The organism is Rhizobium sp. CF142, assembly GCF_000281145.1.
In the GTDB taxonomy this organism is placed as follows: domain Bacteria; phylum Pseudomonadota; class Alphaproteobacteria; order Rhizobiales; family Rhizobiaceae; genus Rhizobium.
Genome location: NZ_AJWE01000061.1, coordinates 1 through 26,426 on the forward strand (window position 1 = coordinate 1; position 26,426 = coordinate 26,426).

A 26,426-nucleotide genomic window follows, 5' to 3' on the forward strand; every position below is an offset into this window, starting at 1 on the left:
GGCAGGCACGGTGGCCGCCATATTGGTGTGGATGCCAAGAAGGCCGGCAGGCTCCTGCACCGCCATCAACTCGGTCACGGCATTGCCCCAGTCGCCGCCCTGGGCGACATATTTCGTATAGCCGAGGCGCTGCATCAGTACGGCCCAGGCCTTGGCGATGCGCGGCGGGTTCCAGCCAGCCTCCTTCGGCTTGCCCGAGAAGCCGTAGCCCGGCAGCGAGGGAATGACGACATGGAAGGCATCGGCCTCGGTGCCGCCATAAGCAGTCGGGTCGGTCAGCGGCTTGATGATCTTCAGCTGCTCGATGATCGAGCCTGGCCAGCCATGGGTGATGATGATGGGAAGTGCGTCGTCGTGCTTGGACTTCACATGGATGAAATGGATGTCGAGGCCGTCGATCTCGGTGATGAACTGCGGGAAGGAATTGAGCCGGGCTTCCACCTTGCGCCAGTCATGGGCGCGCCAATATTTGGCGACCTTCTGGATGGTGTCGAGCCGCACACCCTGCGTATCGTCGGATACCGTCTCGCGGTCCGGCCAGCGGGTGGCGACGACGCGCCGGTGCAGGTCCTTCAGTTGCTCGTCCTTGAACTTGACGTGGAACGGGCGGATCGCATCGGGATCAGCGGCTGCCGCGAGCGCCGACGGCATCAGCGCCATCGTTCCGGTCGCTGCAAGTCCAAGCGTTGCTGCCTCCAGAAGCATACGGCGGTCCTGATCGATTTCTTCCCTGTCGGTAGGCATGGCGATCTCCTCAGTTCGCAATGTTTCAACTGCACCGCAGCGCCGGCAGGAACTTGCGAGAGAAGGCCGCGCACGGCCCGTCAGGGCCTGTGAGGCGCTGTCAGCTCCCGCAAGCCGCAATCGGTCATCCACTGAATGGGATCGAATGATTGCAGGCATACCAGGGGCCGCAAAAGCCTGTCTCCTCCCAAATCCTCACCCCGGCACCCTGCCCCGGCACGCCCAGGCGACCGAGGCAAACGACCGCGGCCCGTCCGGCTCTCCAGCCTCATAGGCATCCCTCACCGCGATATCGACCCTCGTACGCGTATACGCATCCAGTCCGGCTACATACTTGCCGAGAGGGCCTTCGCCTGATGCAATCGGGTCCCAGTAGTCGGCAAACGAGCCGTAATCCATGCGGATCGTGAGCGAGGTCTCCTCCACATCGGCAAGGCCGCTGCTGATAAAGCTCGCCTTCATCTCCCCGGGCTGCGTCATCGGCTGGAAAGAATAGCGATGGCGCATCGCCCGCGAATTCGCGTCGATCATGGCAACCGTATCCCACATCATGCGCATGCCCGACATGCCGCCATAATGATCCCAGACGGCGGCGGCAACGACACCGCCCGGGCGCACGACGCGCCGCATCTCGGCCACCGCCCTGCCGGCCTCCGGCACGAAATGCAGCATGAGCATCGAGATCGCCCGGTCGAAGCTGCTATCCTCGAACGGCAGCGCGCAGGCATCCGCTTCTCGAATGCTGATGCGGGGATCGGTATTGCGCCGGTTCGCGGCCTCCACGAAGACGGGCGAAAAATCGATGGCCGAGATCGCCTTCAGGTCGGGATTTTCCGCCAGCGTGAAGGTGAGGCTTCCCGTGCCGCAGCCGACATCGAGAATGCTCTCCCCATCCGCAAGCCCGGCAAAATCGATGAGCCCGGGCGCGAGCCTTCTGCTCCAGCGCCCCATCAGTTGCTCGTAACCATCGGCGCTTTCGACATTGAAACTCGACGGCATCGCAGTCTCCCTCAAAACGGGATAATGTCCACTTCGACATTAGGACTGCGCGAGCCAGGCCGCAAGTAAATCGGCTCTCTTTGTTTCATGCAATCGCCCATACAAAATCGCGGTGCAAGTTTGCCGAAGTCGCTACTCAGTTTTGGGCGCTCGCTTTGCCAGGAAACTCAATATTTTCCCGGAAATTCTTCCAGTTGCCACCCGTAACGGAAGTCCATTTACCCAGATGACATCAGGAACGTCAGTTTACGCCCTATAATCGAGGGCGATATTCTAACTCACACTGGCGAGCAGGCGTCCGAATGCGGCGTCGAAATCCTCCAGGCTGAAATTCTGCGGGTCGTCATGCCCGTCGCTCAGACCTTGATCGATTGCCGCATGAAATGCTGGAACGAGGCCGGTTTGGGCGCGCATGCTCGCCATGAGGTAAAGGAGCGCGAGCCGGTCGTACTGGGCCACCGAGAAACCGGGCGTTGGCGCGTTGCCATCAGGCTGGCTCGGGTGCTTCCGGCGCGGCTGCACATTCTCGATATGCAGGAACATGCCGCGCGACAAAGTGCCGATCTGCTGTTCCAGCTTGGTTGCGCGCCAAGGCACGCCAAAATCATGACCGACATAGATCTCGCCCCGGCGGTTGAGGAATATGTGCGCCTTGGCGTTCGACGGGCTCTTGAAGCCGTCGAGCCGATTGACCTGGTTGCTCGTATCGATGTCGGCGGGAAACTGCGCCACGTTCCCGAAATTCGGCGAACTCGTATCGTGAATGACGAAGTAGCGCGCCATCGGTGCCTGCGGATTGTTCGTGTTGCCGCGGGACAAGGGCGCGTCGAGACTGCCTCCCAGCCCGGCCTCGGTCAGTCCCTGGCCGGAAATTGCCTGTCGCAGCTTCGGCTTGGAGACGGTAACCGGCTGGCCGATGAAGCCGGCGAGATTGGACGGCAGCTGCGCGGGTGTGGCGTCGACATTTCCCAGTATTTTCACCTTGCGCAGCAGACAGGATGCCTGTTCGCCAGGGGTTCCCGCAAAGGCCATGGTCTCTGTGTTGAACTTGCATTTTCCAAAGGTCGCCGCGCTGAGCTGGCCGGTCGCACCGGCAAGTATCAGAATGCTCAATGGCAAAAGGTAACGCATCGCAAACTCCTCTCCTGCTTGCGTGGAAACATCACGGGCACATTGCGCCGCCCGTCAGGTTGAGCTTCTCCTTGGCAAAGGCGCACAATTTCGAGATGGCGTTCTCCGGCTTCAGACTGGTGTCCCGGCTGCCTGGGTAGACGATGAAGATCACGTCATGGCCGAGCCCGAAATTCTTGTAGGGATAAACATGTCCCGGTCCGACGCAGGCCGTCCCATCGCTGTTCCACTTCTTGCAACGGCTCTCGCCGATTGCCTCGAAGACCCTGCTCGATCCCTCGCCGAGCCGCATGAAAGGACCACCATCAGCGATCAGAACCGGCGTCCACCGGTCCTTGTAGACGACGACGCCCATATCGCCGAGCCGCAGCCCGGTCTTCTCAGCGAACATCCGGCCCATTTCACCGCTCTTGGCGCCGGTTATCTTGGAAAGGCCGGCCGTCGGCATCACGATGAAGGGAATGCGGTCCGGATCGATCTGTGCGGACTGCGCGGAAGGATTGGAGGACCCGGGCCACTTGTACGAGGTTTCCTTCAGATCGGTCGCACCGGGCAGACCGTTCCATGCCGCCCAGGATCCGTCGACGTCGAGCGCCATCTTGCTGCGCCAGTAGATCGCTCCGTCCTTGAGGCGTAGCAACGCCTTCACATTGCTGGGGTCGCGACTGCACAGATAGTACTGTTTCGATTCCGCGACACCAGGAAGCCTCAGGTTGAAACCGAGAAACTTGTCCTTCCTGCTCTGTCCGGCCGCGCCGTCGCAACCGACGAACTCTCCCCGGTAAGACTCGTCCAGCGGCGTTGCCGCGGAGAATTCGACGGCTTTGAGGGTGTCGGCCGAACTCGCCGGCGGTTCGGCGGCGCGAACGTGATTGGCGAGCAACGCGACGCCAAGCGTCACTAAAACGCGGGATAGTTGAAGCATGTAGAGAGACATGGTCTGCGGCTCCTCTGCTCGGCTTCGGTGCAACGTGAGCGACCCAAGTGACTATTCCATTTAATCTTGGATTGTGCAATATTAACGACAATAAAAACTACATTGTCTCCTCAGGTTGAAAGTATTTCCTCCAAAGATCTCGCAAGGACGGTGAAAATGCAGCGGCTGCTTCTTATGACCTTGAGAAACGTCGGGCTTGCCATTCTGCTCGTTGCGTGCGCCACGCGCGTCGCGCAGGCGGCAGAAACCGACCTGGCGTCGCTGACGGCTGAAATGCAACACCGCTTCGAGACGCGTATCAGCGGCGGCCAGTATATGAGGTCATCTTGCTCGCCGACGACTGATAACGACTGGCCGGGCGTCGAACTCCTGCGCTGCACCTACAGGGAACTGAACACCGAGGCGACGGTGACGCTCGCCTTGCCGAGCGCCGCACAGCTGGCACGCTGGACAGTCTCCGCCTGCCGCGACGCCGCAGCGACCGACATGAGGGCCTGCGCGCGCCACATCGAGAAGCGTATCTGGTCGGCTTCGAATGCCCAGTTTCCGGTGCGCGGCTATGTGATCGAGCCGCAGTCCGTCATCGGTGGGCCGGCGGACAGGGCCTACTGTTTTCTGTTCCGCGACGGCGTGACGGTAAGGACGGCCACGGTGACGTCACGCCCGCCGCAAGGCGGCAAATGCGCTCCGCAAACTGCGGAAAATGATCCGATCACCCGCGCCTTCACCTATGCGCGGATCGCGTCGACCACCCGGGCCGAGCTGGCACTTGCACCCGGCGCCCCGAGCGAGTCCGCTCTGGCCGGTACGGCTTTTCCCGATGCGGTGCGCAAGGAATTCGTCGCCGCATGGACCTCAGACCGCAACCGCCTGATCTCGGGTGCTGCTATCGCCGACAAGGCGAACGGGAAATTCCACTGACCGCGCTTTCCGGTTTTCCATTTAGTTCATCGAGGCGATGGCGGCATTGAGCGCCGTCGCATAGGCCACCCAAACGGCATAGGGCATGAACAAAACCGACGATATCCGGTCCCGCTTCCAAGACAGGCCGATGAAGGCAAGGATCAGCAAAAGCAGCGGGATGATGATCATCAACCCCAGGCTCGGCGATCTGAGGCCGAAGAAAGCCGGCGACCAGGCGAAATTCAGGACGAGCTGGGCGATCCAGCAGGTCATGACGGGTGACCGCCTGCTGCGCGCATAGGTGCGCGCGCCTGCAATGCCGATGAGGATGTAGAGGATCGTCCAGGCCGGGCCGAACAGCCAGTTCGGCGGCGTGAACCAGGGCTTGGCGAGTGACTGGTACCATTCATCCGGCAGATTGATGAGACCGATGAGAAGCCCGCCGCCGAGCGTGAGCAGAATGAAGACGAGATAATGATCGAACCGGTGCAACGGAACCCCCGCGTGAGTGACGATGGAAGTGGCGCCCAGCGGCCTGCCGTCAAGAGCGCGCACCGCAAACGCGCTCGACGCTCATGCTGAAGGCGCTTTCGCACGGCCGCTGATGCTGGCGGCAAGACCGCTACCGCCTCTCATCCGGTCGCATGGCCGGCCGGAGCAACGTACCAAACTCGCATACTAACGCAGGGATTTGTTCACCCTGATCGCGCTGGACATGCCATGAGCGCCTACGCAAGGCCGGTGAGTTAGGCTACAATTCGCCAATCTGCTTCCAGATGCAATGTGAGCAACCCCGGCCAAAGATCGGGGCGCGCAGAAATTTCTCGCCATATCTCGTGCCGACACCACTGCGAATTTCATTCACCAGCGGAGGCGAATATGCCGTCAAACAAGACTTTGCAGGAACTCATCGACTACACGACCGTGCGACCCTATGCCAGCGAACTGTTCGGCATCTACCAGCCGCTGCTCGGCTGGAAGTCGAAGCGGCTGGAACACCGGTTCAACGACGGCTTCAAGCAGGATAAACAGTCGCTGCTGAACCGGCTGAGGACCCAGTTCAACCCGCAGGTCAGCATCAACTACCGCGAGGGCTGCCAGGTCGCCATCATCATGAAGCCTGGCGCGCTGCAGCTCGGAGAGCCGCGTTCCTTCGACAGCATCGTGCTCGAAACGGTGGCCAAGAAGCTGCCACCGCACGAAGAGTACAAGCCGGACCTCTGGCGCGACATCATCACCCGCGACACCATTGAATCGATCTTCAAGCAGGTGGTGATCCCGCAATACAGCGCGCTCTATACCGAGCACTGCCGCAGCAACACGACGCCGGTGCGTCTCGCCATGAAGGCGGACAGGGGCGAAGCGGACAATCAACGGGTGCTCTACATGAAGGCATTCGAGAGCCAGCTGCGCAACGAGTCCTCGCATGCAGGCGCGCTGCTCTACCTGACTGAGCATAATCACCACGCGCAACTCGAACAGATCTTCTACAGCCTGAAGGACAACGCGCTGCAAGTCGCCAACCTCTCCGCTATCCTCGGCGCGCTGCAACTCGTCGACGGTTATCTCAGCATCGACAACCTGAACCCGCAGGACCAGGAGGACATCCGCCGGGTGGCGCTCTCGCCGATCAGCGTCGTGCACCTGTTCCGCCAGTATTTCTTCGAGCTGGATTCCTTTCTCGGCTCGCCGGTCAGTCACGTCTGGATGAGTCCGGGTTCCACCGTCGAGCTGATCGAGGTGCAGACGCGGCGCGTGCTCGTCGAGAAGACCCTGGAGACCTTTTCCGAAACCACCACCAAGACGGAAACCGAAACGACCGAGCAGGACGAAATCAGCGAGGCGGTCAAGGAGGACAACAAGCAGGACATCAAGTTCGGCGCGAGCGTGACCGCGTCATACGCTTCCGTCACGGCCACATCCAGTTTCGACTACGCGACCTCGCAGCAGACCGCACGCGAGGAGTCCCACAAGCGCATGCGCCAACAGACGGAGAAGCTGTCCACCGAGATACGCAAGAACTACAAGACGACGTTCCGCACCGTAACCGAGACGACCGACACGTCCAGCAAGCGTTACCTGCTCACAAACTCGACGCAGGCGCTCATCAATTACGAGCTGCGCCGGAAGATGCGCCAGGTGGCCGTCCAGGTGCAGGACGTCGGCACGTATCTTTGCTGGCAGACCTACGTCGATCGACCCGGTGAATCGCTCGGCATCGCCGACCTAATGCACATCGCCAAGCCGGCGGAACTGGACGGGTTGCACGCGCCGGACGAGATCCCGATGCTGCAACCGTTCAGCGAAGGCAAGATGGTCACGATTCCGTTCATCTCGGTCGAGGACACCGACGCGGACAATGAGGGCGAGGTCTACAAGGACGGCGTCGAGGTCGACGATTCCGAGGTATTCGGCAACCTGGAGAAGATACAGGCCGACTTCCCGATCGAGTGTATCTGCCCGAAGGGCAATTACGTGCTGACCGGCGTCGAGTTCGACGGCCAGGGCAAGCCGGTGGCCGCCTCGCGCAAGGGCGACATCGTCAATGCCGGCGACAAGGCGAAATTCACGCTGCACCTCGACAGCGCAGATTTCCAGGGCCAGAACAGCGTGCAGGTGAAGCTCACGCTCCACTGGACACCGGCAGATGGCGCCAACGACGAAGCGGTCAAGAAGAACAAGGAGAACGTCGAGGCTTTCAAGGCGAAGGAGCAGGCGGAATATCAGAAAGCCTTCGTTCAGAATGCTAAGGACCGCATCAAGCTCACGCACCAGATCAAGCCGCGGCCGAGCGAGGACCTGCGTGAGGAAGAGCGCATCGTCGTCTACCGCAAGCTCATTCAGGACATGCTGATGCACGGCATAACCATGCCTGATGACCGGACCCGGCATGTCGTGGCCGAGCTGATCAACTCAATCTTCGACATCGACAAGATGCTGTACTTCGTCGCGCCCGAGTGGTGGCGGCCAAGGCTTCGCGTGTACACGCAGCAGCTCGGTGAAACCAAGGCGGCGCCGAGCAATTTTCTCACCGCTGTCGCGGCGAGCACGGTGACCAAGGGGATCGCCAAGACGATGTATTCCTTCAGCGCCAGCCAGCAGGCCGCAAAACTCGCCCCCAGCACCATCGGCTGGGGCGGCATCGACGATCCGCGCCGCGACAATTACTACATCACCGAGGATTCCGAGGCCGCGCGGTTCGGCAGCTCGCTCGGCTGGCTGCTGCAGCTTGATGGTGACGACATGCGAAACGCCTTCCTCAACGCGCCCTGGGTCAAGGCGGTGATCCCGATACGTCCGGGAAAGGAGGAAGCGGCAATCAACTGGCTCAAAGGCGTCGAGGGGTTCAACGGCATCGGCGACGCCGACATCTATCAGACCAACAATCCCGACGAGAAGGACATCAACGGCAATCCGCTTGATGGCCAGAAGGTGATCGACGTGATCATGGACCTGGCGAAGAAGATCCGCCGCAAGCATGCCGAGGGTGTCGAGAACGGCCAATATCCGAAGGAGAGCGAGATCGCCGATCCGACGCTGGTCGACGAGGATAATGTGGTGACCTCGACGCCGATCGACCGCGTCTACGAGCACGGCTTCTATCCCCTCAAGGATGGCTTCCGCGCCAATGTCACCGCCAATTACGAAGTATTCGACCAGTGGTTGGAAATCCTGCCGACCGATCAGGTCGTGCCGGTGGAAGTGAAGTACGATCCGAAAACAGGACGGCAGGTGTGACGACACGCTACGTCAACGCGACGAAGGGCAAGACGAGCGGCAAGTTCGACACGGCTCTGACACCGGCGCGCAGCATCGCAGCTGCGCTCAAGGTTGCGGTTGCCGGCGACACGATCGTCATCCAGGACGCCGAGAGCTACAAGGAAGGCGAGCTGGTGATCGACAAGCCGCTCACCCTCGTCAGCAGCTTCCTTGTGGCCAATCCGTCGGCCGATCCGACCGCGGCCGGGTTCGATGCAAAGAAGCTGCCCGAACTCACGATCAAATCGGGCGCGCGCGCCCGTGTCCTGCGCATCACCGGCACGCCTGCGACCCGCGCGAGCGCCGGACCGGTCGTGATCAAGGGGCTGCGCATTCGCGGCGGTCGTTCCCTGCATACGGGCACCGAACCTGCGCAGGGAGCCGGCGGTGGCATCGCGGTCGTCGATATCGACAATGTCACGATCGAGCGCTGCGTCTTCACCGACAATCAGACCGAGACTGCGCCGATCGGCTCCTGGCCCGAAGCCGATCGCAAAGCCTTTCGCGATGCGGTGGTCGATCTGGTGGGCGCGATCTTCACGCCGACGGTCGAGTCCTACATCAATACGCTCATCGACACGGCCAACGTCGCCCTCGCCCTTGCCGGACATCCGAATCTCGCGCCGATAAGCCGTGCCAATATCCTGACGGATATGGGCAAAGCGTTCGATTCGGGGCTCGGACCTGGCCGGCCGAACCACTGGCTGGCCGGACAGGCCTTTGGCGGTGGCGCGGCGGCGGTGTGGGCCAGCCCCACCTTCCGCCGCTGCCTGTTTCGCGGCAACACGGCCGAGGGCCGCGGCGCAGGCATCGCCGTGGTCGGATACGGATGGCCGACGGTCGACACATGCCTGATCGACGGCAACCGTTCGGGGAGCGAGGGACGCCGTGATGGCGGCGGCATCGGCTGCGAGGTGGCGCTGCCGGGCAAGCTCTCGCGCAACCTGTCTGAAGTCGACATGGTGAAGTTCCTGACCTCGAAACTGGGGGCGGTGAAGGCAACTATCGGCTCGCCCCTTGCCTACATCAGTGTGTGGGACATCGTCCGCTACGCCATGTGGCTGGCGAACCCCGTCACGCCGAGCCCACCTGTGCGCGGCATCAAGGCTGTGATTTTGGACCTGATCAATAACCGCAAGAATGAAGCAAAGGGCCACCTGCTCTATTTCCTCAGCAGCTCGGCCTTGAGCCTCAACAAGTGGGACGCATGGAATGCTGACGAGATAGCCCGCGCGCAGACTACAGCGGTCAGCATTTCCGACAGCACGCTGTCGAAGAACTGGTGTGCGGATGACGGCGGCGGGCTCTATGCTTCGGTCCTGTCGCACGTCAACCTCTCCAGGAGCAAGGTGCTGCAGAACACGGCCCACAGCAGCGGCGGCGGCCTGCGCTTCTCCATGGGCTCGGCGGCAAATGTCAGCAGCTGCGAGCTATTGGGCAACACGGCGGAGGTCAACGATCCCAAAGGCAAGCTGATCGCAGGCGGCGGCGGTATGTCGGCGCGCAATGTCGATTTGGTGCTGAAGGACACGCGCATCGGGCCGACCGCGTCGACGATCGGCACGGATTCGAACGTGTGCAGCGATCATGCAGGCGGCGGATTGGCGTTTCAGGCGGACACTGAAGGTGAACTCGCCGGCATCCCGGACCTGTGGACCGTCATCATGGTCGAAGTCTTCGGTGTTCGCGCCGTCAACGTGCTGATCAACGCAGGTTGCACGATCGTCCACAACGGCGCTGGCTATACGTCGCGCCGCGCGGCAATTGGCAGCCCGACGAAATCCAAGGGAGGCGGGGTCTGGTTTTTGCAGGGGGCATTCCCCGACGCGCCGAGGCTGACGCTGAAGATCGATGCCGTGGCGACGGTCGTCAGCGGCAACCTCGCGCAAAACAAGGCGTATCTGTCGAAAGTGCAGCCCGGCACGACCATCGCAACCGCCAACGACGTCTGCATCCAGAACATGATCGCGCGGCAGGAATGGACGGAGGCGAACTATCGTGCGCTGGTGACGGCGGGAGCATTGGATTTCAAGGCATGAGAGTGTCGCAGGTCGGCCCCCTCAGGCATCCTGCCAGTAGCGTTTCGGCGCACGGCCGAAGACGCGTTTGAAGGCATTGCCGAAGGCGCTCTCGGAGGAATAGCCGAGGCTGGCGGCAAGGCCTGCCACCGTCGCTTGCCTGCGGCGCAGTGCCTCGCGGGCGCGGTGCATGCGCCAGCGGGTGACGTAATCGAGGGGCGCAATGCCGACCAGATCGCGGAAACGCTGCGCAAAGGCGGAGCGCGACATGCCGGTGCGGCTTGCGAGCTCGCCCACGGTCCAGCGGTATCCGGGGTCGTTGTGAACAAGGCTGATCGCCTTGCCGATGACGGGATTGCCGAGCGCGCCGATCCAGCCGGCATTTTCAGGCCCGACGCGGGCGACATGGGCGCGCAGCGCCTGCACCAGCAGGATATCGCCCATGCGCCGCGTCATGAGCGTGGAGCCCATCTCGCCGGCCCCGAGCTCGTCGTCAAGGGTCGCGAGTGTGCCACAGAGAACAGCCGCCGCGCGGTCACCTGCCGGTATATGGATGAAGGGCGGCAGCGCATCGAGGAGCAGCTGCGCATTGCCGCCGCCTATGACAAAGCTGCCGCCGATCAGCGCCGTCTCGTCGCCGCCATGCCGGGCAATGTTGGAATGCTCCCAATCGAAGAAGGCGATGCCGTCCTCTGGTTCGCTCTGGAGGTCGTTGGCGATCACATAATCAGGCGCATTGGCAAGCAGAAAGGTGTCGCCGGCCGCAAGTGCAAAGGGCGGCTCGCCGGGCAGGATGATCCAGCATTCACCCCTGATGACGGCGACGAATTTCAGCGCCGACTTCGGCGGAAAGCGGAAGGCCCATTGCCCGCCCACCTCGAAACGCGTGCAGCGGGCGCTCTCGATATCGACGAGCGAAAACATATCGGAGAGTGGATCGATCATGATTTTCGGACGATCTCGACGAAATGACGGAGCTTGCAGCATAGATTCTCCAGCCTGTCGCTGCAATCCTTGAAACAAGCATCAAGGAGAAAGACGATGTCACCGATCAAGGACAAGGTTATCGCGATTACCGGTGCCAGCAGCGGGATCGGCGAAGCGACTGCGCTGCTGCTGGCCGAACGCGGCGCGAAGATCGTGCTCGGCGCAAGGCGTACCGAGAAGCTGGAAGCGTTGGCGCGGCGCATCAAAGGGCACGGCGGCGAAGCGATCTACCGCACCGTCGACGTAAAGAAACGCACCGATCTGGAAGCGCTCGTCGCACTCGCCTGCGACACTTATGGAAAGCTCGACGTGCTGATCAACAATGCCGGCATCGGTCCGATCTCGCCGATGGACGAATTGCGGGTCGAGGATTGGGAGGAGATGATCGACGTCAATATCAAGGGGCCGCTCTATGGCATTGCAGCCGCCCTGCCCGTCTTCCGCCGCCAGGGTTTCGGCCATGTCGTCAACACGCTCTCGACGGCGGGCATCAGCATCAAGCCGACCATGGCGGTCTATGCCGGCACAAAGAATGCCATGCGCACCATTGCCGAGGGCCTGCGGCAGGAGGCCGGCCCGCATTTGCGCGTCACCAGCATTTCGCCGGGCTTCATCAGGACCAATTTCGCAGACTCCCTGACCAGCCCGGCCGTGAAAGCCGGCATCACCAAAAGCATGGAGGAGATGGCGATCACGCCCGACGCGATCGGCCGCGCCATCGCCTTTGCCATCGAGCAGCCTGACGATGTCGATGTCGGCGATATCGTCATCCGTCCGACGGCGCAGGCGTGAGGATACGGTCCAGGCGTGAGGATGGCGCCACTCGCAAGCGCCAACCATATGAGAAGGAGTGCCGTACCCTCCGCATGCTCGGGCCTGTCCCGAGCATCTGCAACGTCACAACGGGGTCGACAGCTCAGATCGTCGGGACAAGCCCGAGGATGACGGAAACTGCGGTCGTCGCGCTACGGAATGTGAAACCTCACGCCTTGTCGAGCACACTCCAGTCAAAGACCTTCGCCCAGTCGGCATAGCTGTGCCAGCCAACATCAGGGAAATCCCGGCGGAGTGCCGCGATATCGGCGGAATAGCCCGTGCGGTCGAACCATTCGAACATCAGCGCCGCATCTTCGCTCTGCTGGCGCATGGCCGCAATCGGCAGCTCCTGGAAACGGATCGGCCGGCCGAGCGCCTCGGTGAGAATCTTCGCCTGCTCCTCGCCGGAGAGCTCGTCGCCGGCAATATCGAAACGTTTGCCGAAGACCTGCTCGCGCCGCTCGGCAAGGGCGGCGACAAAATGGCCGATATCGTCGATGGCGATCTGCTGCAGCTTGCGGGCCGGCGGCATCGCCGCGGCGTAGACGCCCTGCTTCAGGCCGCCTATCGACCAAGGGGCTACGGTATTTTCCATGAAGGCGACGGGCGCGCTGATCGTATAGGGAATGCCGAGCCCGGCCACATGCTGCTCGACCAGATATTTGCTGTCGAAATGCGGAATGCCGGTCTTCCTGTCGGCATCGCCGACCGAGCCGTAGATGAGATGGCCGATACCGGCCTCCCTGGCCGCGTCGGCTGCGGCAATGCCCTGGCGCGTCTCCGCCTCGATGCCGGCCTCATAGCTGTTGCCCATCAGGTACATCGTATCGACGCCCTTGGCCGCCGCAACGACGGAGGCCTTGTCGTCGAGATCGCCGGCGACGACCTCGATACCCGCAGCGGCAAGCCTCTTTGCGCCGTCGCTGTCCGGCCGGCGCGTCAGCCCCTTGACGCGGTGGCCGCGCGAAGCAAGCGCACGGGCAACGGCGCCGCCCTGCTGGCCGGTCGCGCCCGATACGAGAATGGTTCTGGTGTTGCTCATGGTCTCTGCTCCTTGTCGATGGCAGTTGCTGATGGTGCAGATTTAGGATTGTTGCATTAGGTCATAATGGCCTACAAATGCAAAACATCGTCCCATTAAAAGCAACAATGATAGATCTCAACGACATCGTGATCTTCTCCCGCGTCATCGAAACCGGCAGCTTCACCGCAGCCGCCCGGCTGCTCGGCATGCCCAAGACGACTGTCAGTCGCCGGGTTGCAGCCCTCGAACGCGATCTCGGCGTGCGGCTGCTGCAGCGCACGACCCGCAGCCTCGGCATGACGGAGGCCGGGCGGCTCTACTACGAGGAGGCAAGCGAGGCGCTCAGGAAGATCGAAGGCGCCAACAACAGGCTTGCCGAAGCGAAAGCCGAGCCCTCGGGCACCATCCGCATATCGGCTCCCGTCGGCTTTAGCGGCCATTTCCTGCAGGCGGCGACCTTCGAATTCATGGCGACCTACCCGAAAGCGAAGGTCGAGCTGCGGCTGACCGATGAGCGGCTGAACCTCGTCGACAATGGCATCGACCTCGCCTTCCGCACCGGATCGCTGGAGGATTCCACCCTGATTGCCCGCAAGCTCGGCCCCACCTATCGCCTGCTCTGCGCCAGCCCCGCCTATCTCGCCCGCGCCGGCACGCCGTCCGCACCTGATGATCTCGCAGGCCATGACTGCGTCATCGCCGGGCCATCGGCCACCCAGGCGCAATGGGTGCTGGAGGGACCGCATGGGCAGGAAACGGTGTCAGTCTCAGGGCGCTTTGCCGCCAATGAAATGCAGGCGGTCATGGAGGCCGCGATCGCCGGCTACGGCATCGCGCAACTGCCCTATGGGATAGCCTTCGCCTGCATCGCAGACGGCCGGCTGCAGCGCGTGCTCGACGGTTACACGACGGCGTCAGGCGGCCTGCATGTCGTCTATCCCAGCAGCAAACACCTCTCGCCGCTGGTGCGCGCCTTCATCGAACTCGCGGAAAAGCGGCTGCATCAGGCAGACGCACGACACGTTCTGCCTGATGACGTCTAAAGCACCGTGCGTCTATTAGGCCGCAAGGCCTGTCTCATTTGCTTCCCGGGCCTGACAACTGCTCCATCACCTGATCGAGATTGAAGGTCGCCGGCTTCTGACGGATCGGATAGTCCTTGAAGCTTTCCAGCCATTTCGCGACGATCACCTGCGACGGGACGAGCAGGAAGGCACGCGCGAAGAGCCAGGTATCGTATTCGATCGACGTGTCGCCCCGCTCAAAAGGGTCGGCACGCAGGTTGAAGATCTTCGGCACACGCAGATTGGTAAATTCGCGCTGCCACACGCCGAAACCCTCGGCTTCCTGTTCCTTGAATACTACCTTCCAGTCCTGCACCCGAAGGGAGACCAGTTCGCCATCGTCGTTCCAGTAGAGGAATTCCCGGCGCGGCCCCTCGTTCACCTCGCCCCGGAAATAGGGCATCAGGTTATAGCCGTCGAGAAACACCTTGAAGGTCTTGCCGCCGGCCTGGTAGCCCGCTTTGCACTTCGCGACGATATCGGACTCGCCAGCCGCCGCGCAGAAGGTCGGGATCAGGTCGTAATGGGCGAACATGTCATTGTAGACTGTGCCGGGCTTGATGACGCCGGGCCAGCGCATGACCATCGGCACGCGGTAGCCGCCCTCCCAGTTGGTCGCCTTCTCGCCGCGAAACGGCGTGCTGCCGCCATCCGGCCAGGTCATCACCTCTGCGCCGTTATCCGTCGTGTAGACGACGATGGTGTTTTCGGTGACGCCAAGATCGTCGAGCTTCTTGAGGAGCAGGCCGACCATGCCGTCATGCTCCACCATGCCATCAGGATAAAGTCCCTTTCCGGTGACACCTTCGGATGACGCCTTCAGATGCGTATTCACATGCATGCGCGTGGAATTGAAATAGCAGAACCACGGCTTGCCGCTCTTGTTCTGCCGGTCCATGAAATCGAGCGCTGCATCGCAGAATTCCTGGTCCACCGTTTCCATGCGCTTCTTCGTCAGCGCGCCGGTATCCTCGATGCGGCCATCGGCAAAGGAATGGATGACGCCGCGCGGGCCGAAGCGCTTGCGGAATTCCGGGTTCTTCGGATAGTCGGGATTTTCGGGCTCCTCCTCGGCATTGAGGTGATAGAGGTTGCCGAAGAACTCGTCGAAACCGTGGTTGGTCGGCAGGAATTCGTCCTTGTCGCCAAGATGGTTCTTGCCGAACTGGCCGGTATTGTAACCCAGCGATTTCAGAAGTTCGGCAACGCTCGGATCCTCCGGCCGCAGCCCGAGATCGGCGCCCGGCAGGCCGACTTTGGTCAGCCCGGTACGGATCGGCGACTGGCCGGTGATGAAGGCGGCGCGCCCGGCCGTGCAGCTCTGCTCGCCGTACCAGTCGGTAAACAGCGCACCCTCATTGCCGATGCGGTCGATATTCGGCGTCCTGTAGCCCATCATGCCGCGATGATAGATGCTCGGATTGTACCAGCCGATATCGTCGCCCATGATCATGAGGATATTCGGCTTGGCCGCTGCCGCGCCGCTTCCCGCCGTACCGGTCGCGGCCTGCTGCGCCCTTGCGCCGGGTGCAGCCGCCGAAACGGCCAGTGCGGCAAGCGCCAGCGAACTGCCGCCGAGCAGGATATCGCGGCGGCGGACTGAAATTCCCTCATCACTGCTGTCGTGCTTGATTGCGTCTGTGCTGTCTTCGCTCATGGCGGTTCCTCCCTCGCCTGATCCGGCCCATGGGCCGAGACCTGAAGATGCAACTTGCGCTGCAAGGAAAGGCAGATCATGGGCGCCGGGGGAAGTACGTTACGGTAAACGGCGCCCGTAAACGGCTGTTGCCAAACGCGCCGGACTGACGGAAGCTGAGGTCACCAGGAGGTGATTGCGCTGATGGCAACGACGACAGCGATCAGGCATCCGGCAAAAGCCGGCAACGCAGGCATCTGCCGCGGCTGCTGGGACCAGATGCATATGCCGATCCCGATCGGCGGCCCGCTCTCGCTGCCGCTGCGCGCCTTCGGCATCACCAGAAGCAAGATGAACCCCGATATCTGCACGATCTGCGAGCGCTCGTTCCAATATGTGAAGAAGCAGCGCCACATCACCTCGGGCGCCACCATCCTGTTTGCCGATATCAGGGGCTATACGGGCCTGTCGGAACGCATCGGCGCCGTCGAACTCAGCCAGATCGTCAGCCTGTTCCAGACTCGTGCGGCAGAGGCGATCTGGGCAAACGACGGCATCGTCAACAAACAGATGGGCGATGGGCTGATGGCGATCTTCAACTTTCCCATCAAGCGCGAAGACCATGCTGCAGCCGCAATCCGTGCCGGCAGGGATATCCAGCGCTTCTGCGGCGAAGCGCTTGCCGGCATCGATGTCAGCGAGCCGCTCGGCATCGGCGTCGGCATCCATACGGGCGATGTCCAGATCGGCGAGTTCTCAAGCTTCCACAGCGATTTCACGGCGATCGGCGGCGTGGTCAACCAGGCCGCAAGACTGGAATCGCAAGCACAGCCGGGCGAGATCGTGGTCTCGGCCGATGCGGCCCGTCAGGCGCCGGCGCTTACGGTCGGGAGCGAAGTGCGGATGTTATCGCTGAAGGGCTTCGAGCAGCCGGTGGAGGCGCGGGTTTTGCGGGCGGAGTGAGCGCGGATGCCTCCTGGCATGCCCTGCCCGTCTCCCCGGGAACGCGAAACAATGCCTGCCTCCCGCAACAGGACTGCCCGGCCGCACCCGCAAGCGGGGTGGCCGGGCGCCGACGGCGGCTTTGGGTCGCCGCCGGCCCGGATTATGACTGGATCTGTGGTCTTGCGGATTTCGCAAGCGCCGCGCTCAGAACCGCCGCGACGAGGATGTTCGCCGCAAGGGCCAGAAGCCCGGTATAGACGGTGAAACTCGCGCCGCCGATGGTCACCGCGTGCAGCGGCTTCCAGCCCGCGTCCCAAACGAGGTATGTGCCGCCGAAGAAGCCGACGAACCAGCCGGCGAGCAGGCCCGGTGCCCGGAACCAGCCGGTATAGAGGCCGAAGACTAGGGCCGGCAACGTCTGCAGGATCCAGATGCCGCCGAGCAGCTGCAGGTCGAGGGCAAACTGCGTCGGCAGGAAGAGGATGACGAGCAGCGCGCCGACCTTGACGATGAGCGACGTGATCTTTGCGACCTTCGCCTCGCCTGCAGGCGAGACTGCCGGATCGACATAGGCCTTCCAGAAATTGCGGGTGAAGAGGTTGGCCGCACCGATGCTCATCACGGCCGCCGGCACCAGCGCGCCGATGGCGATCGCCGCGAAGGCGAAGCCGGAGAACCAACCCGAGAACAGTGTCTTGAACAGGACCGGCACGACGTCATTGGCGCTGTCGAGCTTCAAGCCGGCCGCATGGCCCATATAGCCGAGCAGCGCCAACAGGCCGAGCAGCAGTGTATAGGCCGGCAGCAGTACCGCATTCTTGCGGATCGTGTTGCCGCTGTTGGAGGCGAAGATGCCGGTCAGCGTATGCGGATACATGAAGGCGGCGAGCGCCGAACCCAGCGCCAGTGTCGCATAGGCGACATACTGGTGGGGGCCGAGAAGCAGGCTTCCCGAGCCCTTGGCCTGGAAGGCGGCGTCAGCGGCATTGAAGACATTGGCGTAGCCGCCGAGCTTCGAGGGGATCAGTGCCACGGCGGCAATCACCACGATATAGATCATGATGTCCTTGACGAAGGCGATCAGCGCCGGTGCGCGCAGGCCGGCGGAATAGGTGTAGAGCGCCAGCACGATGAAGGCGATGGCAAGCGGCAATTCGCCATGCAGGCCGAGCGCCTTCAAGACCGCCGTCATGCCGACGAGCTGCAGGGCGATATAGGGCATGGTGGCGATGACGCCGGTGGCCGCTACGGCAAGTTCCAGCCCGCGTGAACCGTACTGGCCGTGCACGACGTCAGCAGCAGTGACATAACCGAACTCCTTCGCCCGCTTCCAGAGCACCGGCATGACCATGAAGACGAAGGGATAGACGATGATCGTATAGGGCAGCGCGAAGAAACCGTAGGCGCCGACCGTATAGACGAGCGCCGGCACGGCGATGACCGTGTAGGCGGTGTAGAAATCGCCGCCAACGAGGAACCAGGTGATCCAGGTGCCGAACGAGCGGCCGCCGAGACCCCACTCGTCGATATGGGCGAGCGTTTCGGGCTTGCGCCAGCGGGCGGCCACGAAGCCCATGATCGTGACCAGAACGAAGAAGAAGATGAAGACGGAAAGCGCCGCCACGTTGATGTCACTCCCCATCGCGCACGCTCCTGTAGGCGATCCAGATCAGCACTGCGGTGATCGGCACCCAGAGCAGTTGATACCAGTAGAAGAAGGGAAAGCCGAAAATGACCGGCTCGTGGAAGTTATAGAACGGCACCCAAAGGAGGCCGATATAGGGAATGAGCAGCAGCCAAAGCGCCGCCTTCCCGGTCGATTTGTGATTCACGATGATATCCTCTCGTCCTGAGCGCCCGGGCGCCTGCCCGGCCAGACGGAGAAAGATCTTGGGCCGATCCGGCGGCAAAAGCCGCGGCGGGTCGCATGGCTGGCGGATTTTTCTCCCTTGGGCACAGATCCTCCGCTGTGCGCAAGCCCTTGCTAGAACAGGCAGCGCGCGCGCCTCAAGACGCGCGGCGGGGATGTTGGCGCCGGACTACCCACTGGTGGGTAGCTCCGCCAGCGCATCGGGATGCTCCAGCACGAAGCGCACGAGATCAGCGGTCGTGGAGACGCCGAGCTTGCGCTTGAGATGTTTGCGATGCGTTTCGACGGTCGCCTCGCTGATTCCGAGTTCGTCGCCGATCTCGCGATTGCTCTTGCCCGCAGCCACCAGCCATGCCACCTCGTGCTCGCGCCGGGTCAGGCGTTCGCCTGTTGGCAGCGGGCCGGCGTTGAGCAGCAGATCCCTCACGCCGCTGGAAAAATAGGTCTGCCCGCCCGCCACCGTCGCGATCGCCTCCACGACCTCGGACGTTGGCACCTCCTTGAGCACGTAGCCCGCAGCACCGCGCATGATCGAAGACGAAATATACTCGCGGCTGTCGTGCATCGACAGCATGACGATGCGGCTTTCCGGGCTCTCGGCCTTGATCAGCGCTATGGCGTCGATGCCGCTGGTCTTCGGCATGTTGATATCGAGGAGCACGACGCGGGGGCGCAGCGCCCGCACGAGCGGCAGCGCCTCGGCCACGTCGTTCGCGCCGCCAACGACGCTGACGCTATCGTAGGTGTCGAGAACCTTCCTCAGCCCGTCGACCACGACAGGATGGTTGTCGACCAGAAATACGGTGATCGGTGTCATCGTCCGCCCCTTTTATACGGCCGTTTCACGCGGCCATCTCATGCGGCTCTTGTCGCGGCGTCCGCCAGCGCAGCCGATCGCGGCAGCATCACCTGCAGCCTCGTGCCTTCTTCCGTTCCGCCGATAATCACGATCCCGCCGAAATGCGCAACACGCTCGCGGATGTTCTGCAGGCCGAGACCTTCGTTCTGCTTGACGAAGCCGGACGGCAGGCCGAGGCCGTTATCGGCGATCTGCATCCTGGCGCGCCCGTTCTCGCTCCATAGCCTGATTTCCAGCGCCGTGGCCTTCGAATGCCGCTCTACATTGTTCAGCGCCTCCTGGGTGACACGAAAAAGAGCGGTGCGCGCGTCGGGCGAAAGATCGTCCACGAAGGTCTCCATGTCCGTCGTCAGCGCCAGCCCGGTGCGCAGCGAAAATTTCTCCGCAAGGTTCTTGATGGCGGCAGCCAACCCCATATCGTCAAGGACGCGCGGCCGCAGGTCATGCGAGATTTCGCGGATCTCGCGGATCGTGGCATTGAGCCCCCTGACGCTTTCATCAATGGCCTCCTTCAGCTCCTCCGTTTCCGCACGTCGCCCCGCAAGCTCCATCGCGAAGCGCACGCCGAGCATGTCCTGCGAGATGCCGTCGTGCAGCTCCCGCGCCAGCCTGGTCCGCTCGGATTCCTGCGTGTCGATGACGCGCTGCGTCAGCTGCTTCAGCGCCCCGTCGGCCATTCGGCGCTCGTCGAGCGTGAGATAGAGGCAGGTCGAAAAGACGATCACCACCGCCGGTACGGCAAACAGCGCGACGATGATGAAGCTCTGCCGCGTGCGCTCGCGCAGCGCCGCGTTGGCCGCCGAGGTCTGGACCGCGACATCGTCCAGATAGGCGCCCGTGCCCAGCACCCAGCCCCATTTGGGAAGCGCCACAACGTAGGAGATCTTGTCGGCGACGGCGTCGGTGGAGGGTTTCTGCCACTTGTAGCGGTGATAGCCGCCACCGCTTCTGGCGGCGGCGATAAGCTCGCGGATGACCCGGTCGCCGTCAGGGTCCACCAGCGTCATCCAGTTCCGGCCGTTGCGGAACGCCTGCCGGGGATGGACGACGTTGTTGCCCGCGTAGTCGTAAACGAAGAAATATCCGTCCTTGCCGTAGTCGAGCGAATTCAGGATCGCGGCGACGCGCTCCTTGGCGGCGTCGTCATCCACCCCCGCACCATCGTAGGCAGACTGGATGGATGACATGGCCACACCGACGAGATTGGCGATCTCCCCTTCTTTCGAGCGCAGCATCGCTTCCTCGAACGCGGCCGAATTGCTGCGCGCAAGCTTGGCCGACTGCCAGGTGAGCAGCATGGTGACCGCCAGCGTGACCACGATCAGGGGACCGACAGCGAGGACCAGGATTTTCGATCTGAACGTCATTGACACCCTTCCCGTCATTCGACCGGTGGCACAGCGGCCCTTGGTTCTTGTGACGAAGTTTTGCCTCCACCACAAGATCGCCGGCCGGCCGCTCGACATCGGCGCCGGCATCCATACCGGCGATGTCCAGATCGCCGGCGTGGTCAACCAGGCGGCAAAGGTGCAATCGCAGGCGCGGCCGGGCAAAAAACAAAACCGCTTGCATTTAAATCCGAACGTTCGTATTTTTATCCGTGAAAACCGGGAACCCTATCTGTGACGCGAACGCGCAAGATCACCACTGACGATATTCTCGACGCTGCCGAGCGCGTCGTCGTACGATCAGGTGCGGCAGGGCTTTCGATCGATGCCGTCGCCAGGGAGGCGGGCGTCAGCAAGTCGCGCGTGGTCTACGACCATAAGACCAAGAGCGCGCTCTTGGAAGCGCTGGTCGACCGCCGCGTCGGGGCCGATGTCGCCCATATGCAGGAATGCGTGAAGGCGGCTGCCGATACCCCTCACCCGGAGCTTTACGGCCGCATTGCTTCGGCCGACAAGACGCTCGACGATACCGACCGCGCCGTGGCGATGGCGATCAGCGCTTCCATGTCGAGCGAAGAAAATCTTCAGCAGATCATCCGCAGATGGGTGGTCGACGATCTGGCGGCCATGGCCGCCGGGCCGAAACCGCGGGCGGCGCTGATGGCCTATCTGACGCTGACCGGCTTCTACTGTACCGAACTCTTCGATTTCCACCGCTGGAGCGGCCCGGAACGGCAGGAACTGCTCGAGGATATCCGCAAGGTCTACACGACCTTCACCGAGCCTCCACAAACGAAGACTTGAAAAGCTCTAAACGACAATAACTTAAGCAATAACCTAGCAAGCCGCCCGGGGGCGGCCACAAAGGGATACGACCGATGTTGCGCAATACCAGACTGCCGCGCCTGAAGGCGATCATGGCAGCCACAACCCTTCTCGCACTCACCGCCGGGCAGACATTCGCCCAGGAAGGGGGCATGCAGATGCCGCCGGCAGCCGTCGGTGTCGTCGAGATGAAGGCCCATGCTGTGCCTGTGATCAACGAATTGCCGGGCCGCATTGCCGCGACCCGCGTTTCGGAAGTGCGCGCCCGCGTTTCCGGCATCCTGCAGGAGCGCGTTTTCGAACAGGGCACGCTCGTCAAACAGGGCGACGTGCTCTACCGCATCGATCCGCGCCTCTTCCGCGTCCGGGTTGCCTCTGCCGAAGCCACGCTCCAGCGCGCCAACGCGACACAGCAGAATGCCCGCCTGCAGCTGGAGCGCCAGCAGAACCTGAAGGAGCGCAATATCGCGACCGGTATCGATTACGATACCGCCGCTGTTGCCGTGGCCCAGGCCGATGCAGACGTGGCAAGCGCCGAAGCCGGCCTCGATGAAGCCAGGATCAATCTCGATTACACCGAAGTCCGTGCGCCCATTACCGGCATCATCGGCGGCGCGCTGGTGACCGAAGGTGCGCTCGTCACCGCCGACGGCACATCCAATCTGGCACTGATCCAGCAGATCGACCCTGTTTATGCCGACTTCACTCAATCCGCCCAGGATCTCCTGAGCCTCAAGCGGGCGGTGGCCGAAGGCAAGCTGGAGAGTGCCGCACCCGGCGAAGCGCGCGTAGAACTCGTCTTCGACGATGGCAGCCTCTATGCCGAGCCCGGCCGGCTGCTCTTTGCCAGTGCCAATGTCGACCCCAATACCGGCCAGGTGACGCTGCGCGCCGAATTCCCCAACAAGCATGGCGATCTCCTGCCCGGCATGTATGTGCGCGTGCGCATCGAACAGGCCGTGCGCCAGGATGCGTTGACCGTGCCGCAGCGCGCGGTGACCCGCAACGAGGCCGGCCAGGCGCAGGTCTATGTGCTCGCCGAAGGCAACAAGGCGGAGCTTCGCCCCGTCACGCTCGGCCAGGTTCTCGGCTCCGAATGGGTCGTGGAGCAGGGCCTGAAGCCCGGCGAAACCGTGATCGCCGATGGCGTGCAGAAGGTGCAGCCCGGCGCGACCGTTGCGCCTGAACCCTGGAAGCCGGATGCAACGGCGGATGCGGGCGCAAACGCCCCGGCAGCCGCCCCCACGAAGGCTGCGGAGTAAAGTCTCATGGCACAATTCTTCATTCGCAGGCCGATCCTGGCCTGGGTCTTCGCTCTGTTCATTTCGATTGCCGGCATCATCGCGATCCCCTTCCTGCCGGTCTCCCAATACCCGAAGGTCGCCCCGCCGCAGCTTTCGATCTCCACCTCCTATCCGGGCGCTTCCCCGCAGGAAATCTATCAGGGCGTCACCCGCCAGATCGAGGATGAGCTGAACGGCGTCGAAGGCCTGATGTATTTCGAATCGACCTCGGATAATTCCGGCTCGGTCAGCATCAACGCAACCTTCCGCGCCGGCAGCGATATCGACCAGGCCTCTGTCGACGTGCAGAACGCTATCCGCCGCGTCGAGGCCCGCCTGCCCGCCACCGTGCGTTCCCAGGGCATCACCGTCGAGGAGGCAAGCTCCGGCTTCCTGATGTTCATCGCGCTCACGTCTACGGACGGCACGCGCGATGAAGTGGCGCTCGGCGACTACATCACCCGCAACATCATCGGCGAACTGCGCCGCATCGATGGCGTCGGCCGCGCCCAGCTTTTCGCCGCCCAGCGCGCACTGCGCGTCTGGATCGACCCGGACAAGATGGTCGGCCTGAACCTGACCACCGACGATATCAACGCCGCCATCACCGCCCAGAATGCCCAGGTCGCTGCCGGCCAGATCGGCGCCGCGCCGAACCCGGTCACCCAGGACCTGACGGCAACCGTGCTCGTGCAGGGCCAGTTGCAGACACCGCAGCAATTCGGCGAGATCATCCTGCGCGCCAATGCCGATGGCTCGACCGTGCGCCTGAAGGATGTCGCTCGCGTCGAACAGGGTGCCGAATCCTACAATTTCACCAGCCGACTGAACGGCCAGCCGAGTGCGGCAATCGCCATCCAGCTCTCGTCCACCGGTAATGCCGTGGCGGTTTCCAACGCCGTCAACGCGAAGATGAAGGAGCTCTCCCGCTTCTTCCCTTCAGGCATCGAATATTCCGTTCCCTACGATACCAGCCCCTTCGTCTCGGCTTCTATCGAGAAGGTCATCCACACGCTGGTCGAGGCCGTCGCCCTCGTCTTCGTGGTCATGTTCATCTTCCTGCAGAATTTCCGCTACACGGTCATCCCGACGCTCGTGGTGCCGGTGGCGCTGCTTGGAACCTGCGCGGTCATGTATGCGACCGGCTTTTCCATCAACGTCTTGACCATGTTCGCAATGGTGCTGGCGATCGGCATCCTCGTCGATGACGCGATCGTCGTCGTCGAAAATGTCGAGCGCATCATGGCCGAGGAAGGGCTCTCGCCCAAGGCGGCCGCCCAGAAGGCGATGAGCCAGATCACCGGCGCCATCATGGGCATCACGCTGGTTCTCTCCTGCGTCTTCATTCCCATGGCCTTCTTCCCCGGCTCGACCGGTATCATCTACCGCCAGTTCTCGCTGACCATGGTCGTCTCGATCCTGTTCTCGGCCTTCCTGGCGCTGTCGCTGACACCGGCGCTCTGCGCCACATTCCTGAAGCCGATCAAGGGCCATCACGAAAAGCGCGGCATCGGCGGCTGGTTCAACCGCGGTTTCGAGCGCATCACGGCGGGCTATTCGACCACGGTGACAGGCATGGCGCGCCGCGCCGGGCGCATGATGATCGTCTATCTCGCCCTCGTCATCGGCCTCGGCTATCTCTTCATCAACCTGCCGACGGCCTTCGTGCCTGACGAAGACCAGGGCTTCATGATCGTCGATATCCAGGGGCCGCCGGAAGCGAGTGCCAACCGCACGATCGAATCCATCAAGCAGGTGGAAAAGATCTTCCGCACCGAGTCCGCCGTCGAGAATATCGTCGCGATCCAGGGCTTCTCCTTCTCGGGCAACGGCGCCAATGCGGCGCTTGCCTTCGTGACGCTGAAGGACTGGGCGGACCGCGGCCCCGGCAACACCGTGCAGGAAATCGCCAACCGCGTGAACGGCCAGCTCTTTGCCCTGAAGGACGCCACCACCTTCGCGCTCTCGCCGCCGCCGATCGAAGGCTTCGGCGCCACCGGCGGCTTCTCCTTCCGCCTGCAGGACCGCGGCGGCAAGGGCCAGACGGCACTTGTCGAGGCGGCCGGCCAGCTGATGCAGATGGCGGGCAAGAGCCCGGTGCTGACGGGCATGCGCGTCGAAGGCATGCCGGACGCCGCCCAGGTGCTGATGGTGATCGACCGCGAAAAGGCCAACACCTTCGGCATCTCCTTTGCCGATATCAACAACGCCATCACCGCCAATCTCGGCTCGTCCTATATCAACGACTATCCGAATACCGGCCGCATGCAGCGCGTCATCGTCCAGGCGGATGACCGCGCCCGCCTGCAGATCGACGACGTGATGAAGATCAACGTGCGCAATGCGAGCGGCGGCATGGTGCCGCTGTCCTCCTTCGCCATTGCCCAATGGCAGAAGGGCGCGCCGCAGATCGTCGGCTATAACGGCTATCCGACCGTGCGCATCTCCGGCGCCCCGGCGCCCGGCCAATCCTCGGGCGCGGCAATTGCCGAAATGGAGCGTCTGGCCTCCCAGCTGCCCGAAGGCTTCGGCTTCGAATGGTCCGGCCAGTCGGCGGAAGAAATCACCTCCGGCAGCCAGGCACCCTTCCTCTTCGGCCTGTCGATCCTCTTCGTCTTCCTGCTTCTGGCAGGTCTCTACGAAAGCTGGTCGATCCCGCTCTCGGTCATGCTCGTGGTGCCCTTGGGCGTCATCGGTTCGGTCGCGGCGGTGATGTTGCGCGATATGCCCAACGACATCTACTTCAAGGTGGGCCTCATCGCGATCATCGGCCTCTCGGCCAAGAACGCCATCCTGATCGTGGAATTCGCCAAGGATTATTACGCTCAAGGCAAATCCCTCCTGGATTCGGCGATAGAAGCCGCCCGCGTCCGCTTCCGCCCGATCATCATGACCTCCCTCGCCTTCACCCTCGGCGTCGTGCCGCTGGCAATCGCGACCGGCCCGAGTGCCGCCAGCCAGAACGCTATCGGCACCGGCGTCCTCGGCGGCATGATCTCCGCCACCGTGCTCGCCATCTTCTTCGTCCCGGCGTTTTTCGTCTTCGTGCTGAAGCTGATGCGCACGAGGCGGCCGGTGACTGAGGAGAAGACGGCGACACAGGAAACCCCGCCAACCGCATCGGCCATCCACTCCTGACCGCTGCGCGAATGCCTCCCGGGCTTCGAAAGGAGCCCGGGAGTTTTTACTTCTGAGCGTAAGGTGAAGCCAATCAAGGCACTGTACCGCGGCCCCTTTG

At 62.7% G+C, this 26,426-nt stretch carries 22 protein-coding genes; 10 read left to right on the forward strand and 12 right to left on the reverse strand.

The genetic code is table 11. From position 1 onward, the window contains the following. From PMI11_RS14920 to PMI11_RS14935, 4 genes are all read right to left on the reverse strand, one after another. Positions 1-744 (reverse strand): epoxide hydrolase family protein (locus PMI11_RS14920; protein WP_007818401.1); only part of this gene is annotated, 744 nt, incomplete at its 3' end. A gap of 195 nt (positions 745-939) precedes the next feature. Beyond that, entirely contained in the window at positions 940-1,743 is an 804-nt protein-coding gene (locus PMI11_RS14925; protein ID WP_007818403.1) for a class I SAM-dependent methyltransferase, read from the reverse strand. A 273-nt stretch (positions 1,744-2,016) separates the two neighbouring features. After that, positions 2,017-2,874, reverse strand: a complete 858-nt coding sequence (locus PMI11_RS14930) for a peptidoglycan recognition protein family protein (protein ID WP_007818405.1) — start codon at positions 2,872-2,874, stop codon at positions 2,017-2,019. Between the two features lie 31 nt (positions 2,875-2,905). Beyond that, positions 2,906-3,811 carry a Fungal chitosanase gene (locus PMI11_RS14935; RefSeq protein WP_007818407.1) on the reverse strand — a complete coding sequence of 302 codons (906 nt, stop codon included), beginning with the start codon at positions 3,809-3,811 and terminating at the stop codon, positions 2,906-2,908. A 156-nt stretch (positions 3,812-3,967) separates the two neighbouring features. Here PMI11_RS14935 and PMI11_RS14940 point away from each other — a divergent pair, with 156 nt between their 5' ends. Continuing rightward, positions 3,968-4,732, forward strand: coding sequence for a hypothetical protein (locus PMI11_RS14940; RefSeq protein WP_007818410.1), 765 nt, complete (start codon positions 3,968-3,970; stop codon positions 4,730-4,732). Between the two features lie 21 nt (positions 4,733-4,753). Here the strand turns inward: PMI11_RS14940 and PMI11_RS14945 are convergent, their stop codons facing one another. After that, on the reverse strand, positions 4,754-5,206 hold the full coding sequence (locus PMI11_RS14945; protein ID WP_037071423.1) for a TspO/MBR family protein: 453 nt from the start codon (positions 5,204-5,206) through the stop codon (positions 4,754-4,756). A 387-nt stretch (positions 5,207-5,593) separates the two neighbouring features. Here PMI11_RS14945 and PMI11_RS14950 point away from each other — a divergent pair, with 387 nt between their 5' ends. Both PMI11_RS14950 and PMI11_RS14955 read left to right on the forward strand, forming a co-directional pair. Continuing rightward, positions 5,594-8,452 carry a hypothetical protein gene (locus tag PMI11_RS14950; RefSeq protein WP_007818414.1) on the forward strand — a complete coding sequence of 953 codons (2,859 nt, stop codon included), beginning with the start codon at positions 5,594-5,596 and terminating at the stop codon, positions 8,450-8,452. Then, positions 8,449-10,512, forward strand: a complete 2,064-nt coding sequence (locus tag PMI11_RS14955) for a hypothetical protein (RefSeq protein ID WP_007818416.1) — start codon at positions 8,449-8,451, stop codon at positions 10,510-10,512. The genes PMI11_RS14950 and PMI11_RS14955 overlap by 4 nt, the downstream gene beginning before the upstream one ends. A 21-nt stretch (positions 10,513-10,533) precedes the next feature. Here PMI11_RS14955 and PMI11_RS14960 read toward each other — a convergent pair whose 3' ends face one another. Next, entirely contained in the window at positions 10,534-11,436 is a 903-nt protein-coding gene (locus PMI11_RS14960) for an AraC family transcriptional regulator (RefSeq protein WP_037071408.1), read from the reverse strand. A gap of 96 nt (positions 11,437-11,532) precedes the next feature. Between PMI11_RS14960 and PMI11_RS14965 the strand changes: the two genes are divergently transcribed. After that, positions 11,533-12,270: an SDR family oxidoreductase gene (locus PMI11_RS14965; RefSeq protein WP_007818420.1), complete on the forward strand. Its 738-nt coding sequence runs from the start codon at positions 11,533-11,535 to the stop codon at positions 12,268-12,270. 190 nt (positions 12,271-12,460) lie between these two features. Here PMI11_RS14965 and PMI11_RS14970 read toward each other — a convergent pair whose 3' ends face one another. Then, positions 12,461-13,336, reverse strand: a complete 876-nt coding sequence (locus PMI11_RS14970) for an NmrA/HSCARG family protein (RefSeq protein ID WP_007818422.1) — start codon at positions 13,334-13,336, stop codon at positions 12,461-12,463. A gap of 107 nt (positions 13,337-13,443) precedes the next feature. Between PMI11_RS14970 and PMI11_RS14975 the strand changes: the two genes are divergently transcribed. Beyond that, positions 13,444-14,361, forward strand: a complete 918-nt coding sequence (locus tag PMI11_RS14975) for a LysR family transcriptional regulator (RefSeq protein WP_007818424.1) — start codon at positions 13,444-13,446, stop codon at positions 14,359-14,361. Between the two features lie 34 nt (positions 14,362-14,395). On the opposite strand, the gene PMI11_RS14980 is transcribed toward PMI11_RS14975, so the two are convergent. After that, the gene (locus PMI11_RS14980; protein ID WP_007818425.1) at positions 14,396-16,039 is read right to left on the reverse strand and encodes an arylsulfatase; all 1,644 of its coding nucleotides are present in this window, start codon (positions 16,037-16,039) and stop codon (positions 14,396-14,398) included. 183 nt (positions 16,040-16,222) lie between these two features. Here PMI11_RS14980 and PMI11_RS14985 point away from each other — a divergent pair, with 183 nt between their 5' ends. After that, on the forward strand, positions 16,223-16,981 hold the full coding sequence (locus PMI11_RS14985; RefSeq protein ID WP_007818427.1) for an adenylate/guanylate cyclase domain-containing protein: 759 nt from the start codon (positions 16,223-16,225) through the stop codon (positions 16,979-16,981). A gap of 142 nt (positions 16,982-17,123) precedes the next feature. Here the strand turns inward: PMI11_RS14985 and PMI11_RS14990 are convergent, their stop codons facing one another. From PMI11_RS14990 to PMI11_RS15005, 4 genes are all read right to left on the reverse strand, one after another. Further along, a complete protein-coding gene (locus tag PMI11_RS14990; RefSeq protein WP_007818429.1) occupies positions 17,124-18,605 on the reverse strand; it encodes a monocarboxylate uptake permease MctP in 1,482 nt (493 codons plus the stop codon). Next, positions 18,595-18,795, reverse strand: a complete 201-nt coding sequence (locus tag PMI11_RS14995) for a DUF3311 domain-containing protein (RefSeq protein WP_007818431.1) — start codon at positions 18,793-18,795, stop codon at positions 18,595-18,597. Before PMI11_RS14995 ends, PMI11_RS14990 begins: the two co-directional genes overlap by 11 nt. Positions 18,796-19,002: 207 nt before the next feature. After that, positions 19,003-19,650, reverse strand: coding sequence for a response regulator (locus PMI11_RS15000; RefSeq protein WP_007818432.1), 648 nt, complete (start codon positions 19,648-19,650; stop codon positions 19,003-19,005). Positions 19,651-19,688: 38 nt separating this feature from the next. Continuing rightward, positions 19,689-21,059 carry a cache domain-containing protein gene (locus tag PMI11_RS15005; RefSeq protein ID WP_007818434.1) on the reverse strand — a complete coding sequence of 457 codons (1,371 nt, stop codon included), beginning with the start codon at positions 21,057-21,059 and terminating at the stop codon, positions 19,689-19,691. A gap of 40 nt (positions 21,060-21,099) precedes the next feature. On the opposite strand from PMI11_RS15005, the gene PMI11_RS37880 reads away from it, so the two are divergent. From PMI11_RS37880 to PMI11_RS15025, 4 genes are all read left to right on the forward strand, one after another. Beyond that, positions 21,100-21,318, forward strand: coding sequence for a hypothetical protein (locus PMI11_RS37880; protein ID WP_037071410.1), 219 nt, complete (start codon positions 21,100-21,102; stop codon positions 21,316-21,318). Continuing rightward, entirely contained in the window at positions 21,315-21,884 is a 570-nt protein-coding gene (locus PMI11_RS15015; RefSeq protein ID WP_007818436.1) for a TetR/AcrR family transcriptional regulator, read from the forward strand. Before PMI11_RS37880 ends, PMI11_RS15015 begins: the two co-directional genes overlap by 4 nt. A 113-nt stretch (positions 21,885-21,997) precedes the next feature. Next, positions 21,998-23,167, forward strand: a complete 1,170-nt coding sequence (locus PMI11_RS15020) for an efflux RND transporter periplasmic adaptor subunit (RefSeq protein ID WP_244430577.1) — start codon at positions 21,998-22,000, stop codon at positions 23,165-23,167. A 6-nt stretch (positions 23,168-23,173) separates the two neighbouring features. Next, positions 23,174-26,326, forward strand: a complete 3,153-nt coding sequence (locus PMI11_RS15025; RefSeq protein ID WP_007818440.1) for an efflux RND transporter permease subunit — start codon at positions 23,174-23,176, stop codon at positions 26,324-26,326. Positions 26,327-26,426 lie beyond the last annotated feature (100 nt).